This window comes from Stenotrophomonas sp. 220_Sma (assembly GCF_056487375.1).
The window spans coordinates 1,370,555-1,389,134 of record NZ_CM151348.1 but is presented as its reverse complement, the minus strand read 5'-3'; the positions used below and the strand labels follow the sequence as shown (position 1 = coordinate 1,389,134).

The window sequence follows — 18,580 nt, the reverse complement described above, 5'->3', positions numbered from 1 at the left end:
GAAGGCTGGATGAGAGGATGCGGTGCTCAGCGCAGCATCTGCTGCAGGGCACCGGCGATATCGGTGAAGGCGCCGTTGAGATCCGGGCCGGGCGTGGCGGTCGCGCGGGCCAGTGGACGGCCCTGCGCGGCGACGATGATTTTCAGTGAGCGCAGCAGGCGCGCTGCGGCTTCGGCCTGCGGGTGGCCCTCGCGCTGGGCGCGCAGCAGCGCCTGCACCGCGGGGTTGTCGAGGTTGAGGTACAGCCGCGATGGCGCACGCGATTCGATGCGCGCGGTGAACTGACGCGCCAGCCGCAGCGCCGCCATTGAAACGCGCTTGTCGTTCTCATCGTCTTCCAGGCGCTGCTTCAGCTCGGCTTCGCGGTCGGGCACCACCACCACCGGCAGCGACTCGGGACTGAAGCGTGCCGGCAGCAATTGTTCGCCGTCACCCAGCTGCTCGCGCAGCCATGCCAGCTGCGCCTCGTCGAGGCTGTCATCGCTGCGGAACAGCGCACGGTTGCCCTGTTCGGTGCCCAGTTCAACCAAGCGCAGGCCCTTGGCCTGGGCCCAGCGCCGCAGGAACGGCACTACTGCATAGCGATGACCATGCGCGACCGGCACGCCCATCGCACGGAACAGCATTTCCTCGAAGCCGCCACCGTTGTCGAGGATCACATGCACGGCACCGCGTGCGGGCAGCGCACTGGCAGGCAGATCGCCCTGCGAGGTCGGCACGCGCACGTGCTCCAGCAACAGGTCGAACAGGCGGTCATCGCACAGCGCCGCGCCCAGCAGCGCCTCGTTGTGGCGGCTCAATACACGTCGCCACGCTTCCGGCTGCTGCCGCGCGACGTCGGCCAGGCCATCAATCAGCGCCTCCAGCAACGCATGCTGCACGGCGCGGTACTGGTCATCGCGCTGCAGGTCTTCGCGGCTGGCGGTGGGCGTGAGCCGCGAGGATTCGATCACCCCGCCGATGAAGCCCGCCCACGGCGGCAGCAGGTCACGCGCATCGTCGTCCAGCAGCATGCCGCGCACGAACACCGACAGGTTGCGGTTGTCACTGGTGCCGTAGGTGGCACCGTCCTGCACCCACAGCAGGCCGGTGGCATCACTGCTGCCATCAGCGCGCAACGGCACGGTGACGATCGGCTCGAAATCATGTTCGAAACGCGCCGCGAACTGCAGCGCCTGGCGACGCGCCTGCACCGGATGCAGGGCCACATCGCTCTGGCCGCGCCACGGCGGCGGCTCGGGGTTGAGCGCCTCGCCTGCAGCACCGATGAAGATCGGCTCGGACAGCAGCGCGCAATAGCGACCCAGCACTTCGTGCAGGCGCGCCTCGTTGGCCAGCGGCAGGAAGTCCGGATGCAGCTCCAGTTCCACCTCAGTGCCGACCGCGCGTGCCGGCACTTCGCTGACGGTGTACTGCTCGGCGTTGCTGGACACGTACAGATGGCCCAGTTCCGGCGTCTGGTACGAGGTGGTGCGCACGCTGACCCGGCGCGCCAGCACGAAGGCCGACAGGAAGCCGAGGCCGAACATGCCGATCAGGCCCTCATCGTCCTCGCCGCCCTGGCGCAGGCCGCGGGTGTAGCCGACGCCGACGGTCGCCAGGTAGTCATGGATCTCCTGGCGGGTCAGGCCGGCGCCGGTATCGATGATGCGCAGCACGCCGGCACCGGCATCGACCTGCACCGAAATGCGCGAAGGCACCTCGACGCCGGGTTGTTCGATGCGACGGCGGATGATCGAGTCGTGCGCGTTCTGCACCAGCTCACGCAGCGCCACCACCGGGGTGGAATAGAGGTGCTTGCCCAGCACCGTCATCAGTCCATTGAGATCGACCCCGGCACGACGGATTTCGGCGTTGGGGGCGGTGAGCGCGGCGTCCTGCATGTAATCGTTTACTCCTGGGCACGGAAAGACGCCAGAGGGCGTCTTCGTCGAGCGGGAAAAACTAGCACAGGGAGGCTGACCGTTGCCGTGTTTGAGGTTTGTAGAGCCGAGCCCATGCTCGGCTGCCCTTCGCTCTTTGTAGAGTCGAGCCATGCTCGACTGCTGTTCAACCGCCAGTCGAGCATGGCTCGACTCTACAAAAACAGCCGAGCGTGGGCTCGGCTCTACAATTACCGGACCGGTATCACGCCGCGTCGATGGCCTCGGACAGGCGCTCCACCGCGATCACTTCCATGCCCTTCACCGAGCCGCCCTTGGGAGCATTGGCCTTGGGCACGATGGCGCGCTTGAAACCATGGGTGGCGGCCTCGCGCAGGCGGTCTTCGCCATTGGGTACCGGTCGGATCTCGCCGGACAGGCCAACCTCGCCAAACGCAATCGTCTTTTCCGCCAGCGGCCGGTCCTGCAGCGAGGACAGCACCGCCAGCAGCACCGGCAGGTCGGCAGCGGTCTCCTGCACGCGGATGCCGCCGACGACATTGACGAACACGTCCTGGTCGCCGACCAGCACGCCGCCGTGGCGATGCAGCACCGCCAGCAGCATGGCCAAGCGGTTCTGCTCCAGGCCGACCGCGACACGGCGCGGGTTCGACAGCGGCGAGGCATCCACCAGCGCCTGCACTTCAACCAGCAGCGGCCGGGTGCCCTCGCGGGTGACCATCACGCAGCTGCCGGGTTGGTGGGTACTGCCACCGGACAGGAAGATCGCCGACGGATTGGAGACTTCCTTCAGGCCCTTGTCGCCCATCGCGAACACGCCCAGCTCGTTGACCGCACCGAAGCGGTTCTTGAACGCGCGCAGCAGGCGGAAGCGGCTGCCACTCTCGCCTTCGAAGTACAGCACCGCATCGACCATGTGTTCGAGCACGCGCGGGCCGGCGATACCGCCCTCCTTGGTCACGTGGCCGACCAGGAACACGGCGGTGCCGGTCTCCTTGGCGAAACGCACCAGCCGCGCCGCGCTCTCGCGCACCTGGCTGACCGAGCCGGGCGCGGCGGTCAGGCTCTCGGTCCACAGGGTCTGCACGGAGTCGGCCACGATCAGCCGCGGGCCGGCCTTGGACGCATGCTGCAGGATCGACTCGACGCCGGTCTCGGCCAGCGCGTTGACACCATCCAGCGGCAATTCCAGCCGGTGTGCGCGGCCGGCCACCTGGGCCAGCGACTCCTCGCCGGTGACGTACAGCACCGGCAGCTCGGCCGCCATCTTCGCCACCGCCTGCAGCAGCAGGGTCGACTTGCCGATGCCCGGGTCGCCACCAACCAGTACCACCGCGCCCTCGACCAGGCCACCGCCCAGCACGCGATCGAACTCGCCGATACCGGTCGAGACACGGCGATGCTCGGTCTGCTCCACGTCCTTCAGGGCGGTGATCTTCGGCGGGTCGATCTTGCCGGCCCAGCCGGCCCGGCGCGACGCGGGCGCCTTGGCCGCCGCCGCGCTCTCCAGCACGATTTCCGACAGCGAGTTCCAGGCGTTGCACTCGGTGCACTGGCCCTGCCACTTGCTGAATTCGGCGCCGCATTCACTGCAGACGTAGGCGGTGCGGGCTTTTGCCATCGGATGATTTCCAGCAACGGGAACAGGCGTGGCAGGATAGCCGAGCCGGGTCGCAGGTGCTGCGACCGCTCAAGTCCCGCCCACCCGCGCCGATAGCTGTCGCGGGCGTGCGCCTTGCGGGCGCCCCTCCCTCCCCCTCTGGATTCAACATGACTGGCAGTTACAGTCAGAGCCTGGTCGCCATCTCCCTGCTGGTGGCCATTCTTGCTTCGTACACGGCGCTGGACATGGCCGGCCGCCTGGCCACGGCCGAGGGCGGCGTGGCCCGCTGGTGGCTGGCCGGCGGCGCGGCGGCGATGGGCCTGGGTATCTGGTCGATGCATTTCATCGGCATGCTGGCCTTCGACCTGCCGATCCCGGTCGGCTACGACCTCGGCATCACCCTGTACTCGCTTGCAGTGTCGATCGGCGCTTCGGCCTATGCGCTGTGGCTGGTGTCACGACCCAGCCTGCCCTGGCGACGACTGCTGGCCGGCGCCGTGCTGATGGGCCTGGGCATTGCCACCATGCACTACCTCGGCATGGCCGCGATGCGCATGCAGCCGGGTATCGACTATCACCCGGGCTGGTTCGCCGCCTCCATTGCAGTAGCCATCGGTGCCGCCGGCGCGGCGCTGTGGATCGCCTTCCGCCTGCGTTCCGAGCAGCGCCACACCATGCGCCTGCGCGCACTGGCCTCGCTGGTGATGGGCCTGGCCATCGTCGGCATGCATTACACCGGCATGGCCGCCGCACGCTTCCCCGAAGGCAGCATCTGCGGCGCGGTCGGCAGCGGCGGCATCGACACGCGCTGGCTGGCAGTGCTGGTGATCGTCACCACTGTAGCCACCCTGGGCATCGCCCTGGTCGCCTCGCTGTTCGATCGGCAGATGCGCGTGCGTACCGGGTTGCTGGCCGATTCACTGGCACACGCCAACGACAAGCTGATCCAGGCCGCCCTGCATGACCCGCTGACCCAGCTGCCCAACCGCATGCTGCTGCAGGACCGCATCGAGCAGGCCATCGAAAAAGCGCGCCGCCGCGGCCGCGCAGTGGCGGTGATGTTCTGCGACCTGGACGGCTTCAAGGCGGTCAACGATGCCTACGGCCACCAATTGGGCGACCGCCTGCTGGTGGCGGTGGCACAGCGCATCGGCGGCCTGCTGCGGCCGCAGGACACGTTCGCGCGCCTCGGCGGCGACGAGTTCGTGATCGTGCTGGCCATCGACACCCCGGACGATGCGGTGGTGGTGGCCGAACGCATCATCGCCGCCGCCGGCGAACCATTCACCCTGGATGCCGCCGAACTGCAGGTCAGCGCCAGTCTCGGCATCGCCCTGTACCCGGATGACGCCAGCAACGAGCGCGAACTGATGGCGCACGCCGATGCGGCGATGTACCACACCAAGGAAACCGGCCGGAACGGCTATACCTTCTTCACCCCGTCGATGCAGCTCAGTGCCAACCGCCAGCTGCGCCTGCTGCAGGACCTGCGCAAGGCGATCGCGCGTGACGAGCTGCTGCTGCACTACCAGCCGAAGTTCCCGGCCGCTGGCGCACCAGCTACCGGCGCCGAGGCCCTGCTGCGCTGGCAGCACCCGGAACTGGGCCTGCTGGCGCCGGATGTGTTCATTCCCATCGCCGAGCGCAGTGGCCTGATCCTGCCGATCGGTGACTGGGTACTGGACCGTGCCTGTGCACAGCTGCGTGCATGGCACGAGGCCGGGCATACCGGATGGTCGATGGCGGTGAACCTGTCGCCCTTGCAGTTCTCCTCGCCGGCCCTGCTGGACAGCGTGCGCGAGGTGCTGCAGCGGCACCGGATCGAGCCGGCGCGGTTGACCCTGGAGATCACCGAGACCACGGCGATGAAGGACGTCGACGCCAGCCTGGCGATTCTCAACGACCTGACCGCGATGGGCGTGCATATCGCCATCGACGATTTCGGCACCGGCTACTCCAGCCTGCTGTACCTGAAGCGGATGCCGGCCACCGAACTGAAGATCGACCGTGCGTTCGTGCATGACCTGGAACGCAACGACGAAGACGCCGCCATCGTGTCGTCGATCATTGCGCTGGGACGCACCCTGCAGCTGCAGGTGGTGGCCGAAGGCGTGGAGACGCAGGCGCAGCGCGAATACCTGAGCGAACTGGGCTGCGACCAGCTGCAGGGTTATCACCTGGGCCGGCCTATGGATGCCGAAGAGTTCCTGCGCCGGGTGGCGGGGTAGAGCCGGCCGGCTTCCCGCGATTGCCGGCCAGCGGCCGGCACTACCCATATCCGCAGACAAACAAAAAGGCCGCCCGAGGGCGGCCTTTCTGCGTGGCAACGTCGCGAGGACGTCAGTGCATCATGTGCACGTTCATGTTGTGCATGACCCACAGGGTACCGACCACGATGATGCCGATCACCACCACGGTGAAGGCCGCAGCGTTGACGTTCCAGCGGCTTTCCGAAGAGCGGTCCAGGTGCAGGAAGAACACCAGGTGGACCAGCATCTGCAGCACCGCGGTGATCGCGATCACCACACCGTTGACGGTGCGCGAGAAGTCGCCCGACATCACCATCCAGAACGGGATGACGGTCAGCACCACCGCCAGCACGAAGCCGATCAGGTACGACTTCACGGTGCCATGGCTTTCGCCGCCGGTGCCGTGGTCGTGTGCATGGTTGTCATGTGCCATTACAGGGCTCCATTGAGGTAGACGACGGAGAACACGCCGATCCAGATCAGGTCCAGGAAGTGCCAGAACAGGCTCAGGCACGCCATGCGGGTCTTGTTGGTCGGGGTCAGGCCGTACTTCTTCAGCTGCACGAACATCACCAGCAGCCACAGCAGGCCGGCGCTGACGTGCAGGCCGTGGGTACCGACCAGGGCGAAGAACGCCGACAGGAAGGCACTGCGGTCCGGACCGTAGCCCTGATGGATCAGGTGCTGGAACTCCCACACTTCCATGCACATGAAGCCGAAGCCCAGCAGCCAGGTGATGCCCAGCCACAGGTACATCTGGCCCATCTGCTTGCGGTGCATGGCAATCATGCCCAGGCCGAAGGTCAGCGAGGAGGTCAGCAGCAGCGCGGTTTCCCATGCAACGAACGGCAGTTCGAACAGGTCCTTCGCGGTCGGGCCACCATCGGTACCGCCGGCCAGCACCACGTAGGTGGCGAACAGCGAGGCGAAGATGAGGCAGTCGCTCATCAGGTACACCCAGAAACCGAAGACGGTGTTGCCGCCGGTGTCGTGGTGCTCGTGGTCGTCATGGCCATGGGCCGCCGCATGCGCGGCGTGCCCGTGGCTCAGGGTCGAGGTATTGGTGCTCATGCCTTCAGCTCCGACTTCACCAGGCCCTGGTTTTCCAGGTGCTTGCGGTGTTCGTTCTCGATGCGTTCCACCTCGGCGGCCGGGACCCAGTAGTCCACGTCCTGGTCGAAGGTGCGGTAGATGAACGTGGCGATCATGCCGACGAAGCCGACGATGGCCAGCCACCAGATGTGCCAGATCATCGCGAAGCCGAACACCAGGCTGAAGGCACCGATGACAACGCCCGTGCCGGTGTTGCGCGGCATGTGGATGTCGGTGTACTTGGCCGGCTTCGGCCAGGCTTCACCACGCTGCTTGCGCTCCCAGAAATCGTCCAGCTCGGTGACTTCCGGCAGGCTGCCGAAGTTGTAGAAGGCCGGCGGCGAAGAGGTTTCCCACTCCAGCGTACGGGCATCCCACGGGTCGCCGGTCAGGTCGGCGGTCTTCTTGCGGTCGCGGATCGACACGGCCACCTGGATGATCTGGCACAGGATGCCGGCACCCACGATGAAGGCACCTGCGGCAGCGACCAGCAGCAGCGGCTCGTAGGCCGGGTTGACGGTGCTCTGCAGACGACGGGTCATGCCCATGAAGCCCAGCACGTACATCGGCATGAAGGTCACGTAGAAGCCGATGAACCAGCACCAGAACGCGCACTTGCCCCAGAACTCATTGAGGCGGAAGCCGAACATCTTCGGCCACCAGTAGGTGATGCCGGCGAACATGCCGAACACCACGCCGCCGATGATGACGTTGTGGAAGTGGGCGATCAGGAACAGGCTGTTGTGCAGCACGAAGTCGATGGCCGGGATCGCCAGCATCACGCCGGTCATGCCGCCGATGGTGAAGGTGACCATGAAGCCGATGGTCCACAGCACGGGCGTGGTGAACTGCACGCGACCGCGGAACATGGTGAACAGCCAGTTGAAGATCTTCACGCCGGTCGGGATCGAGATGATCATCGTCGTGATGCCGAAGAAGGCATTGACGTTGGCACCCGAGCCCATGGTGAAGAAGTGGTGCAGCCACACGATGAACGACAGCACGCCGATGCAGGCGGTGGCGTAGACCATGCCCTTGTAGCCGAACAGCGCCTTGCGCGAGAAGGTCGCGATGACTTCGGAGAACACACCGAACGCCGGCAGGACCAGGATGTACACCTCCGGGTGACCCCAGATCCAGATCAGGTTGATGTACAGCATGGCGTTGCCGCCACCGTCATTGGTGAAGAAGTGCGTACCCAGGTAACGGTCCAGGGTCAGCAGCACCAGGGTGATGGTCAGCACCGGGAAGGCCGCGACGATCAGCACGTTGGTCACCAGGGCGGTCCAGGTGAACACCGGCATCTGCATCAGCTTCATGCTGGGGGTACGCATCTTCAGGATGGTGATGAAGAAGTTGATACCGCTCAGCGTGGTACCCAGGCCTGCGACCTGTAGACCCCAGATGTAGTAGTCCATGCCTACGCTTGGACTGTATTCGATGCCTGACAACGGCGGGAACGCCAGCCAGCCGGTGGCAGCGAACTCACCGATCCACAGCGACAGCATGATCAGCACCGCACCGGAAACGAACAGCCAGAAGCTGAGCGAGTTGACGAACGGGAACGCGACGTCGCGCGCACCGATCTGCAGCGGCACGGCCAGGTTCATCAGGCCGGTGATCAGCGGCATCGCCACGAAGAAGATCATGATCACGCCGTGGGCGGTGAAGATCTGGTCGTAGTGGTGCGGCGGCAGGTAACCCTCGGACCCGCCGACGGCGAGCGCCTGCTGGGTACGCATCATGATGGCGTCGGAGAAACCGCGCAGCAGCATGACGAAGGCGACGATGAGGTACATCACGCCGATCTTCTTGTGATCCACCGAGGTGAACCACTCCTTCCACAGATAGCCCCACAGCTTGAACTTGGTGATCAGGGCCATGACGCCCAGGCCACCCAGCACCGCGCCGACCAGGGTGGTCAGCACGATCGGATCGTGGGGGATCGACTCAATTGAGAGTTTACCCAACATGTTCATTCTCCCGAGCCCGCATGGCCGGCGTGGCCTGGGTGTTCGTGTTCGTTGGCATCCAGGTTTTCACCCGATTCCTTGGAATCATGCGCGTCACTGGGGGCATGGCCCTCGTGCGCTTCATGGCTGGCGGCATCGGCAGCGGCGGCACCGGCGTGTTCGTGCTTCATGCCGTAATGCTTGTTGTCGCCCATGTGCTTGGCGATGACCCAGTCGAACAGGCCTTCTTCGGTCTTGCCGAAGTAGGTGACCGGATACCACTCGGCGTTGCGTGCTTCACCCAGCGCCTTGAACGAGGCCTTGTCCAGGGTCTGCTCGCCGGCGCGGACCTGGTCCAGCCACTGGCGGTATTCGGCATCGGTGACCGAGTAGGCGGTGAAGTGCATCTTGGCGAAGCCCGCGCCGCTGTAGTGCGAGGACATGCCCGGGAATTCACCGGTCTCGTTGGCGATCAGATGGAGCTTGGTCTCCATCGCAGCCATCGAGTAGATCATGCTGCCCAGGTGCGGGATGAAGAACGCATTCATCACCGAATCGGACGTGATCTTGAAGTTCAGCGGCGTGTTGACCGGGAACTTGATTTCGTTGACGACCGCCACCTTCTCTTCCGGATAGATGAACAGCCACTTCCAGTCCAGCGAGATCGCCTCGATGGTGACCGGCTTGACGTCCGAATCCAGCGGCTTGTACGGGTCCAGTGCGTGCGACGAGCGCCAGGTCAGGACCGCCAGCACCAGCACGATCATGCAGGGAATGGACCACACCACCACCTCGATCGCCGTCGAGTGGGACCACTTCGGCTCGTAGCGGGCCTTGGTGTTGGAGGCGCGATACTTCCACGCGAAGGTCAGGGTCATGATGATGACCGGGATGACGACCAGCAGCATGAGCACGGTGGCCGTGATCAGCAGGGTCTTCTCATCCTGGCCGATCTGGCCCTTCGGACTGAGGATGGCCACCGCATCGCAGCCGGTGAGCATCACCAGCAACGACAGCAGCAGGCCCGGGCGCAACCAGCGCCCAAGGGTTTTCAACGGAATCATCGGTCGATCCAATTGCGAGGGAATGCCGTTCCCCGTCCTGCCTGTTCCGGCCAAAGCCGGTCCCACCGGTCCGGAAGACAGGCAGGGAGGTGGGGTCGAGTCAGCCTTTCAATTTTAGGCCGTCACCCACCATTTAAGAAAGGCATTGACAATGATCGAGCGCAGGAAAGGCCCGTTTCTGGCTGCGACACGTTGTCGCACCGCGCAACCGCGGCGGGCAGAACACCCGGGGGCGGCATCCTAGCATCGGGCGATGGCGGCTGCTCCGTCCGTGTTCGGCAAAGTCACCTGAACATGTTCAGGCATGCCCGCGCGGCAATGCATGGGATGCTCGGTGCCGGAGGAGCCCCATGGACAAGATCGATTTCAAGAAGCGCGATCGCGCGTTGTACCAGCCCCCGGTGGGCCAGTTCGTGACAGTGGACGTACCGCCCCTGCCCTACGTGATGGTCGACGGCCACGGTGATCCGAATATCGCCCCCGCCTACCTGCAGTCCGTGCAGTGGCTGTACGCGGTGAGCTATGCACTGAAGTTCGCACTGAAGGCCGGGGGCCAGGACTACGTGGTGCCACCGCTGGAAGCCCTGTGGACCGCCGAGGATCCGTCGAGCTTTGTGGCTCGCCGCAAGGATGAGTGGAGGTGGACGGTGATGATCCGCACGCCGGACGGGATCAGTCCAGAGCAACTGGAGGCTGCCATCGCCAAGGCGGCGAAAAAACTGGGCGACCTTCCGGCCAGCCTTCGCCACGAAGTTCTTGAAGAAGGCCTCTGCCTGCAGACCCTGCATGTAGGCGCTTACGATGACGAGGGTCCGGCCCTGGCCCATCTGCACGACGAACTGATGCCTTCGCTGGGCTACGCCTTCGCCGGCCCCCATCATGAGATCTACCTGAGCGACCCACGCAGGACCGACGCTGCGCGGTTGAAGACCGTGCTTCGGCAGCCGGTGCGGGCGCTTGGGCCTGATAAGGGTTCGCGCTCATGACACAAGGCCAGTGATTGCTTCAAATGCCAAAACAAAAAGCCCCAACCAAGGCCGGGGCTTTTCATTACAACTGGTGCCGGAAACAGGAGTCGAACCTGCGACCTACGCATTACGAACCCAGCCTAGTGCCCCCGACTAGGGATCCAAGCGACTCGCAGCTCAGCGAATGAGCCCCACTCCGGCCGAGCGGACCGGCATGGACCGTTGCCATCGGCAGGCACTCTAGCACTCGCCTGGCAAGTGCCCGCTGGGGTGTTCCGGAGACTCACCGGAACTGGCCCGACTGACGTTAAGCGCCAACTAAACCTTGGCCGGAGGGCAGCTCCACCCCACCAGTCCCAGATGCGGACGGGGATGAGGACACTCCTTACCTATACGAGCTCTCTTTCGCTGAAGCCCATACCGAGGAGCGTCGCACTATGCATGCGTCGCACAAAGCACGTCAGCCCCTGCACAAACAGATATTTAGGCCACCGCCCGAGCCTGGAAAGTTCCGACTAAGCCGTGCAACGTGGAACTCGAGGCCCTGAGGCGCGGCAGCGGAGGTCCGGTACTTGACTTGATCCGACTCGACTCGCGCGCCTCCTGTACTGGTAACATTTTCACCAAAGAAATGGATGGACCCACATGGAAGAGAAAACAACTGAGATGTCGCGCGACAACCTCAACAACAGCAGTTCAATCCAGCCAGCCGCTGCAACTGTTCGTCAGAAGTTGCCGGTAGAGCATTTGCATGATCTTTGCTCTAATGCGCTCGAAGCGTCACTCAATGTGTAGGGTTTCATGTGGCATTGATCGCCGACAGAACGACTTCAATCCCAACATCTGCACATATCCTCAGCGCCTGCTCCCGCGCCTCCGTCGGGGAGAGTCGCCCAGCCATCCTCATCGCTTCAGCTGACAGCCCCGCATCGAACGAGATCTTGTTCACCACATTTTCCTGAACGCGGCGATGCAGCTCGATAGCGGGCCCGAGCTTCATTTTGCTCTCGGGATGCAGCGCACTTGAAGCTTCATGTCCGTCCAGCGCTTCGTAGTAGTAGAAATTCGAGTATTTCTCAATGAAAACTTGGGCATCAATGGAACCCAACGCGAACTCTCTCACAAGCTTCGTCATCTCGATGATCGCAGCTTCAGTTTCCATGATTTACGTCACTCCAACTCATTGTTTGATCGGAAGCCATGGGGTTCCGTCGGCATTGGTTACACCGGGAACGTGACCATGCGGTTGCTGGGCGCGAGGATCAGGATGAGTTGATGGCTTGTGTCCGCCATCTATTCGAACCCCAGTTGGCTGGCCGTCAGGCCCTTTCGCCTGAACAAATCGACCATCGGGTGATCCTTCAATTTTGCCACCCGGCGGTGTCGGAATCGCGTTCCCCTTGGAATCGACATAGATCGTGCCGGTTTCCTTCTTTTCTCCGGCGCTCGATTCAATTTTCGGAGACTGTTTGTCTCTGGCAATTGACCCATCACCTTGCAGTGCAGGTAGTCTCGGCGATTCCTCGGACTTCTGAAGTAGGCCTTCTACTGCCCCGTCCAGCTTGTTGCCGATATCCGTTCGCTGCTCGGCTGTCGTGGTTGCATAGTAGGTCAGGCCAATAACGATCGGTACAACCACCAGCGGCGCAGCAAGTAAGGCATTCCGCCCATCAGGATCCGTGAACTTGTACGGATTCCCGTTCGCATACCGATACCGGTTGAACTGCCCAACCGGCTGGTCATACGCCGTCACCGGGTCCACGGACAGGAACACACCCAGCTGCGGATCCATATACCGCTGTTGCATGTAGCTCAGGCCAGTCGCGGAATCGCTGACGTGTCCGGTGTAGCCCGGCCCATCGGTGACTTGCCCACCCACCACGGCGCCATAGGGTTCGTAGTCATAGCGCTTGATGACTTTACCGTTAGCGTCAGTCTCCGCGACCACCGAGCCAAGGGCATCGGTGTGGATATAGGTAACAGTTTGGGCAGCAACCGTTCCTGGAGGGAAAACGCTCGCAACCAAGATCATCACTAGAAAACGAAGCGGAAAACTCAACGATCTGGAACGCATTTCAGCGATTCTCCATTGTGGCTATCACCCACTCTGAACAGGTCGAGCTGTTACAGGCCCTTACAGAGTAATCCCCCAAGAAAATCCCTTCCGTCCTTTCGTTCCAGTCCTTACTAAGGCTCGATCCAACATTATAGATCTTTCCGGCGCGCACCTCGTAGTACGTAGCACCGGAAGAGGCGGACCACGAAATCTCTACTCCCCAATCCCAATCCAGCCTAATCCTACGCCTCTTCACATTTTGCGGATTCGGGGGCGGAGGAACACGAACTTCGTGAGAAACAGTATTACTCCACGGCCCACACCCGCCCTCACTGCAGCCACTGACACGATACTGATATTGATTCTTTGGACGCGCACCGAACGAATGAGAAGTCGCTGCATCGTTGTTGATCAGCCCCCAACTTTCTCCCTGAACCTGCTCTTCCAAGCGATACGACGTGGCATCAGCTACCGCACTCCAGCTCAACTGATAGTTGCCGAATGACTCTGCAGGTCCCGACAGCACCGGCGCAGCACCAGGGACTGGAATGGGAAGGTGCCGAACGAACATGGACAAACTCCACGCGCTGCATCGGCTCGCATCACAGGATCGGACCTGATACTGCCTTACGCCCTTTGGCACACCCGTAAGTGCATGGGACAGGGCACTCCCGGCATACAGGGTGCTCCAACTCAGCCCGCCATTGGCCGTCATACGAAGCTCATAGCGTGAGGCCTGCACAACAGCACCCCACGACAGGGTGTAGCTGCCGGTTTCCACGGTCGTTGGTCCGGAGAGGCGAGGCACGGCAAGACCGGTGCTCTTCTCAACCTGGGCAATCAAGTGAGTCCCCAAGCTGATGTACTCAATCTCTTTCATCGTGCGCTTGTTGTCCTGCCTGCGCAGCACGCCGTCATTTCCGTAGAAGGAGAGAATGTCGCCCTCTTGACTGCTATAGCTACCGACTCGGCGACCATGCGCATCGTAGGCATAGGTCTCCCGACCGGCCGCATCGCGCAGACGATTGCCCAGGTCAAACCGGAATGCCTCACCATTCTTCTTGGCCAGATTTCCCTGGACGTCGTAGTCCAGGCCGATGATCGCACTGCCATCATCGCGGCTCACGTTGGTCATCCGATTACGGGCGTCATACCAGTAATTGTGCTGCTTCACGCCGCCCAGCTTGGCACTGCGCAGGTTGTCCAGCACGTCGTAGGTATAGCGGTAGATCGTGTCGCCGCCAAAGGATGCTGAGGTTGCCTGTGTCAGGCGATCCAGCGCGTCGTACTGCATCTGCTTTGACTTGGCCGGAGCAATCGCGTCGGTAATGCTGGCTACGTTGCCGTTCCTGTCGTAGACAATGTTGCTATCAAGGACGCCAACATCTACCGCCCTCGCCGGCAGGCCACGGCCGTTCTGGGTCATGCTGTGCGCGATGCCATTGCCATAGGTGAATGTACGCAGCGCACCGTTCGGGTAATAGCCGACGCCCATGGCATAGGATCCGATGCGAGTGGGCTGACCCAATGCGTTGGGAGCCAGCGCGAGCTGCAGGCCACTGGGATACTGCAGACTGGCAAGTGCTCCATTGGCGTCGTATCCATATCCCATGGACCAGCTGACGCCGCCTGGCTGCTGCATCGTCTCCCCGATGATCAGACCCCGCTTGCTGTAGGCATAGGTGTTGGTGACTGCCTTGCCAGACGGATTGCTGGTGGTCACCTGGGTGGGCAGCCCTGAGCTGTTGTACTGCCACGCCTGATCGCCGCTGGCATCAGCAAAAACCAATTGCTTCAGGCGGTTCCTGGCATCGTACGTCCGATCCACCCGGCGCCCTGATGCCTGTGCTGCAGAAGTGTCGCAGTTATCGACCGCTCCCTGCGTAAGCCCCGCCGCCGACCAAGCAAGATTTCCGGAAGCATCGTAGCCCATGACCATGGCTCCGGTTTCCGGTTCGATGCTTTTGCACAGCTCCTGCTGCGGGTTGTACACATAGGATCGGGTGAGGGCGGTACCGCCACTGGCGTCGCGCCGCTTGATTGAGGTGATCTTGCCGAACACATCACGGCCAATGTCCGTGAACGCGCCGCCCGGATGTTCGATGGCAACCGGCATATCGTAGGCCGGCGTGTCATACACCCGGTGCAGGGTCGTAGTCGATTGTCCACGGGGGTCAGTTGTCCTCACCCGCATGCCGGGAAGATAGCTGGTGACTGTCGTCAGCAGACCCAACTCACTGTCGGACGAACTGGAGGTGGCACGGCCCAGTGCGTCGAACTCTGACCACTGTCCCGCGCTCGGGTTGCTGGCCGAGTCCGGGTACGATTGGAACGTCGCACGGCCGGCATGATCGTAGGTAAATCGCTGGTAGCGCTGGGTCGCTGCCGGATTGCTCGCATCCTGCTCACGGGTCAACGCCGGCCGCCACATCGCGTCGAACCAGGTCACTTTGTTCCGATTTCCAGTATTGGTCGTCAACCGCCAGTGGCCAGCACCCAACCCATATTCCACGGCATCCACGCGTTCGAAAATCTGCGTCGTCGGGTTCCAGGCCACCGTGTCGCCTAGAGCGAATGCCTTGCGGGTCTGCCGGCCCATCGCGTCATAGTCAAAGCTTGTCTGGTAACCCAGCTCATTGGTCACCGAGCGGATCCAGCCATTGTCGTCCACGCTGGCCGACATCGATGAACCATCCGCAAAACCTATCGACTGCGGGATGCCCCTCTTCCAGTTGTTGAGTGTCGTGCTGTTGCCGCGACCATCGGCAAAGCTGGCGACGTTACCGTCTGCATGGTAGCTCAACGTCTGCAGCAGCTTGCCGAAGCGCCGCTGCTCAGTCGGCATCGCCTTGGCGTTGTAGGAGGTCTGTAGTTCGATCAGACCAGTGTTGTTGTTGGTCTGGCTGGAAACCTGGCCGAGGAGCCACGCATTGGTATCGTTATAGTAACCAGTGGTATCGGTACGACTGGCACCTTGCGAGCTGCTGCGGGTCACACTTGCCGGGCGGCCATAGCTGTCAAAGGAGTTGGCCTGCCAGGTCATCGTCACACCATCGCGCGTGACCTGACGCCGTTGCAGCGGCCTGAGCAGTGCCGAGCTGCCGTCGTTACCTCCCCACGTCCAGCCATAGCGATCCGGGAAGGGCATCGAAGGCATCTGCGCATCTGAAACATACGTCAGGTCTTCGGTCTCGAGCACCGCTCCTGCTGCGTTGCCGACACGCCGACCGAGAAGCTTCCCATCATTGAACCGGAAGACAATTCCGTAGATCTCTTCAATCCAGCTTCCGTCAGGCTGCGTGATTCTCACCGCCTTGGACTGGGTGCAGGTGCTGCAATAGGGATCGTTCCCCGCCCAGTAATCCTGATAATCCCCCTTGTCCGTATACGTCCAGCGCATGGGAGCAATGCCTGGGCCCTCAATGGTTTTTTCCACCAGACCGAAGTTCTCAAAGTAATTGGCAACCGCGAGATACTGAATCATCTGGCCATCGCGCGCCTCTTCGATGCAGTAACTCGCAGGAACTCCCGCCCGATAGCCTCGCCCGTTCCGGAAGGAGAATGTGCCTATCGCGCCAGATGGATGCTTCATCTGAAGTGTATAGATCTTGTCCCTGAGAGGTGGACTTCCACATCCCTGGGAGGGGTCTTCCGGCCAGTTCTCATAGGCGATACGCATGTCGGAGAGATGGTTGATCTCCCACCAGGCACCGTCCGGCTGGGTAACCCGCTGCAGCGAGTTGCCTGCATATCCGTATGTCCAGGTGCGGCCATTTGCCGAGGCACTCTGCAGGCGATTTCCTACATAGTTCAACGAGATCGAGCGCCCATCGCTGGACGTGATGTTGGTCGGATATCCGTTCCCGTTATAACTGATGCTGACACTATTGCCGAAGCGATCCTCGATTCGACTTGCCAACAGATAGATCTCTACACGCGCCTGGGCAGCGCTGGCGCCGATGGATCCCATCAGACCCACAACGCGCTGGGTGCCAACATTAAAGGTGTACTTGATGCCCGATGTGGTCTGCAGAATGAAGCCCTCGCCCTCCAGGCCGGTAATCATCGGCGTGCAACTGACGGTGTCCATTGCGCTGGTGGTCCAGCTCCAGTTCTCGCCCTGACGGCTTGTCGGCTTGAGGCCAGCAGGTGGCTCACCCATTAGCGATCGCGCGCTCTCCCCGGGTAGGTTGACGGTATAGCCAGACCAGATGTCTTCAATCCGGAATGGAGGTTGCGTGTAGGGAATGAAGTTGGTGCTGCAGCGTGGATCTTTCCGGGAACCTCGATAGGTCCACCCATACTGGGAATCAAATACGCCGGAGATGAAGGGAACATCGATGCTCCAGTCACCGGCACCCCCATAGATCAACGGCGGCAAACCGTATTCGGGAATGGGCCTCACATTCAACCGGCGCTCGAGTCGGACCGGTAATGCATTATTGCCTGCCAAGTCGATATCGGTTTGCTTGAAGTATCCGCTCTGGTCGTACACATTGACCGAGTCACCGAAGAGTTCTGATGTCAGTGGACCGACCTGCTCAGCCGAGCGGAGCTTCTTGTCATACTCTTGATAGGGCTGCTGAACAGCCTGCTGCGCCTGTGCGGTGCATATGATCCCTGCCGCGAGCGCAATCGTTGCGGCTGCGCGCCAGCATGAGTTGATCGTAACTTCCATGGTATCGATCCGCATCCCCGCCCCTGATTGTTATGTGAGACTCTTCCACGGCGAGCCGGGAACCGTCAATTACCAAGTTGCTTCATCTCAAACACATTTGACAGATCCCCGCAGCTGGTCAGTGCCGTGCAAAGATCACCTCGCAACACAGCTCAGCTCCGGATTGGCAACCTCGCTTGGGCGGCTCCGGGAATGAGCAGCCTGCCACTCTGGATCCGTCATGATCGAAGCAAGCAGAAAGACCTGAGCAGAAGCCTAGAAGATTGAGCAACTCTGCCATGTGTGCTCTGCGCATTCGACCACAGCTAACGGGCCCAGGAGGCAAACACCCCCAGCCCCCCCCCCTCTCAGCACATAGCGGTTGCTGGCAGGAGAGCGAACGGACCGAACTCAGTGGGAGGGACAAGCGCTTGGGAGGTGGTGGATGCCTCATGACCGATCAGCAAGGCTAGGCTCTGAATGTTGCCAGCCATGGGCTGGCACTACTGACGCAGCCGGCCAGGGCCCGCCACTACCTCTGGCAATGCCGCACAGACGGGAGACCCCGACCAAGGCCGAAGCTTGTCATTGCAACGCGTGATGGAAATAGATATCAAACCTGCGATATGCACTTTGTTAACTGAACAAACAAGGCGCTACCACTGGCTCGCATACTGCAACTACGTCGGCTACAGCTCGTGGACAAAGGCCGAACCTGCGCATCCTTCCAATCCCTGAAAGAGCCTTGGAGCAAGGCCGGGTATTCATAGCGCAGGAATGACCGGCTGCGGTTGCCAGGTCAGGAACTATGCGAGGAGCGAAGCGCCTGGGAAGCCGGAGGGGCGAGTAGACCGCGAGTCTCGGAAATCCTGGGCGGCCAGCCATGGGCTGGCACTACTGGAGCTGCCGGCCAGCGGCCGGCACTACCAGAGCACAAAAAAAGCCCCGACCAAGGCCGGGGCTTTTCATGCAACTGGTGCCGGAAACAGGAGTCGAACCTGCGACCTACGCATTACGAATGCGCCGCTCTACCAACTGAGCTATTCCGGCGGAGCC

Annotated in this window: 12 protein-coding genes and 1 tRNA gene; 3 read left to right on the top strand and 10 right to left on the bottom strand. The window is 62.2% G+C overall.

Annotation, left to right across the window (positions count from 1 at the left end; translation table 11 throughout):
- Positions 1–26: 26 nt before the first annotated feature.
- Positions 27–1,883 carry an ATP-binding protein gene (locus tag ACZLIB_RS06590; protein ID WP_478469434.1) on the bottom strand — a complete coding sequence of 619 codons (1,857 nt, stop codon included), beginning with the start codon at positions 1,881–1,883 and terminating at the stop codon, positions 27–29.
- A gap of 244 nt (positions 1,884–2,127) precedes the next feature.
- Positions 2,128–3,504, bottom strand: a complete 1,377-nt coding sequence (gene radA / locus ACZLIB_RS06585; protein WP_149909388.1) for a DNA repair protein RadA — start codon at positions 3,502–3,504, stop codon at positions 2,128–2,130.
- 149 nt (positions 3,505–3,653) lie between these two features.
- Between radA and ACZLIB_RS06580 the strand changes: the two genes are divergently transcribed.
- The gene (locus ACZLIB_RS06580) at positions 3,654–5,714 is read left to right on the top strand and encodes a putative bifunctional diguanylate cyclase/phosphodiesterase (protein WP_478469433.1); all 2,061 of its coding nucleotides are present in this window, start codon (positions 3,654–3,656) and stop codon (positions 5,712–5,714) included.
- Positions 5,715–5,826: 112 nt separating this feature from the next.
- Here the strand turns inward: ACZLIB_RS06580 and cyoD are convergent, their stop codons facing one another.
- Genes cyoD through cyoA form a run of 4 tightly spaced genes read right to left on the bottom strand, consistent with a single transcriptional unit; the run spans position 5,827 to position 9,843 of the window.
- Complete coding sequence (gene cyoD, locus ACZLIB_RS06575; RefSeq protein ID WP_005408584.1) at positions 5,827–6,168, bottom strand: cytochrome o ubiquinol oxidase subunit IV; 342 nt, start codon at positions 6,166–6,168, stop codon at positions 5,827–5,829.
- A complete protein-coding gene (gene cyoC, locus ACZLIB_RS06570) occupies positions 6,168–6,806 on the bottom strand; it encodes a cytochrome o ubiquinol oxidase subunit III (RefSeq protein ID WP_005408583.1) in 639 nt (212 codons plus the stop codon). The genes cyoD and cyoC overlap by 1 nt, the downstream gene beginning before the upstream one ends.
- Positions 6,803–8,800 carry a cytochrome o ubiquinol oxidase subunit I gene (gene cyoB / locus ACZLIB_RS06565; RefSeq protein ID WP_049462341.1) on the bottom strand — a complete coding sequence of 666 codons (1,998 nt, stop codon included), beginning with the start codon at positions 8,798–8,800 and terminating at the stop codon, positions 6,803–6,805. Before cyoB ends, cyoC begins: the two co-directional genes overlap by 4 nt.
- 2 nt (positions 8,801–8,802) lie before the next feature.
- The gene (cyoA, locus tag ACZLIB_RS06560) at positions 8,803–9,843 is read right to left on the bottom strand and encodes a ubiquinol oxidase subunit II (RefSeq protein ID WP_478469432.1); all 1,041 of its coding nucleotides are present in this window, start codon (positions 9,841–9,843) and stop codon (positions 8,803–8,805) included.
- A gap of 350 nt (positions 9,844–10,193) precedes the next feature.
- On the opposite strand from cyoA, the gene ACZLIB_RS06555 reads away from it, so the two are divergent.
- Together ACZLIB_RS06555 and ACZLIB_RS06550 are read left to right on the top strand one after the other, a co-directional pair.
- Positions 10,194–10,829 carry a GyrI-like domain-containing protein gene (locus ACZLIB_RS06555; protein WP_478469431.1) on the top strand — a complete coding sequence of 212 codons (636 nt, stop codon included), beginning with the start codon at positions 10,194–10,196 and terminating at the stop codon, positions 10,827–10,829.
- Between the two features lie 627 nt (positions 10,830–11,456).
- Positions 11,457–11,606 (top strand): hypothetical protein, encoded by a 150-nt coding sequence (locus ACZLIB_RS06550; RefSeq protein ID WP_478469430.1) that lies wholly within the window; start codon positions 11,457–11,459, stop codon positions 11,604–11,606.
- Positions 11,607–11,610: 4 nt separating this feature from the next.
- Here ACZLIB_RS06550 and ACZLIB_RS06545 read toward each other — a convergent pair whose 3' ends face one another.
- The 4 genes from ACZLIB_RS06545 to ACZLIB_RS06530 form a co-directional block, all read right to left on the bottom strand.
- A complete protein-coding gene (locus ACZLIB_RS06545; RefSeq protein ID WP_197616661.1) occupies positions 11,611–11,973 on the bottom strand; it encodes a hypothetical protein in 363 nt (120 codons plus the stop codon).
- A gap of 18 nt (positions 11,974–11,991) precedes the next feature.
- Positions 11,992–12,885, bottom strand: a complete 894-nt coding sequence (locus ACZLIB_RS06540; RefSeq protein ID WP_478469428.1) for an RHS repeat-associated core domain-containing protein — start codon at positions 12,883–12,885, stop codon at positions 11,992–11,994.
- Position 12,886: 1 nt separating this feature from the next.
- Complete coding sequence (locus ACZLIB_RS06535) at positions 12,887–17,545, bottom strand: RHS repeat protein (protein ID WP_182267447.1); 4,659 nt, start codon at positions 17,543–17,545, stop codon at positions 12,887–12,889.
- Positions 17,546–18,498: 953 nt separating this feature from the next.
- Positions 18,499–18,574, bottom strand: a tRNA-Thr gene (locus ACZLIB_RS06530).
- Positions 18,575–18,580: the final 6 nt, after the last annotated feature.

Excerpts from the sequence above, each read along its gene's own strand:
- cyoA (WP_478469432.1), bottom strand. The coding sequence starts at position 9,843 with ATGATTCCGTTGAAAACCCTTGGGCGCTGGTTGCGCCCGGGCCTGCTG.
- ACZLIB_RS06590 (WP_478469434.1), bottom strand. The coding sequence starts at position 1,883 with ATGCAGGACGCCGCGCTCACCGCCCCCAACGCCGAAATCCGTCGTGCC.
- ACZLIB_RS06535 (WP_182267447.1), bottom strand. The coding sequence starts at position 17,545 with ATGGAAGTTACGATCAACTCATGCTGGCGCGCAGCCGCAACGATTGCG.
- cyoD (WP_005408584.1), bottom strand. The coding sequence starts at position 6,168 with ATGGCACATGACAACCATGCACACGACCACGGCACCGGCGGCGAAAGC.
- ACZLIB_RS06550 (WP_478469430.1), top strand. The coding sequence starts at position 11,457 with ATGGAAGAGAAAACAACTGAGATGTCGCGCGACAACCTCAACAACAGC.
- ACZLIB_RS06555 (WP_478469431.1), top strand. The coding sequence starts at position 10,194 with ATGGACAAGATCGATTTCAAGAAGCGCGATCGCGCGTTGTACCAGCCC.
- ACZLIB_RS06580 (WP_478469433.1), top strand. The coding sequence starts at position 3,654 with ATGACTGGCAGTTACAGTCAGAGCCTGGTCGCCATCTCCCTGCTGGTG.
- cyoC (WP_005408583.1), bottom strand. The coding sequence starts at position 6,806 with ATGAGCACCAATACCTCGACCCTGAGCCACGGGCACGCCGCGCATGCG.
- ACZLIB_RS06545 (WP_197616661.1), bottom strand. The coding sequence starts at position 11,973 with ATGGAAACTGAAGCTGCGATCATCGAGATGACGAAGCTTGTGAGAGAG.
- cyoB (WP_049462341.1), bottom strand. The coding sequence starts at position 8,800 with ATGTTGGGTAAACTCTCAATTGAGTCGATCCCCCACGATCCGATCGTG.
- ACZLIB_RS06540 (WP_478469428.1), bottom strand. The coding sequence starts at position 12,885 with ATGCGTTCCAGATCGTTGAGTTTTCCGCTTCGTTTTCTAGTGATGATC.
- radA (WP_149909388.1), bottom strand. The coding sequence starts at position 3,504 with ATGGCAAAAGCCCGCACCGCCTACGTCTGCAGTGAATGCGGCGCCGAA.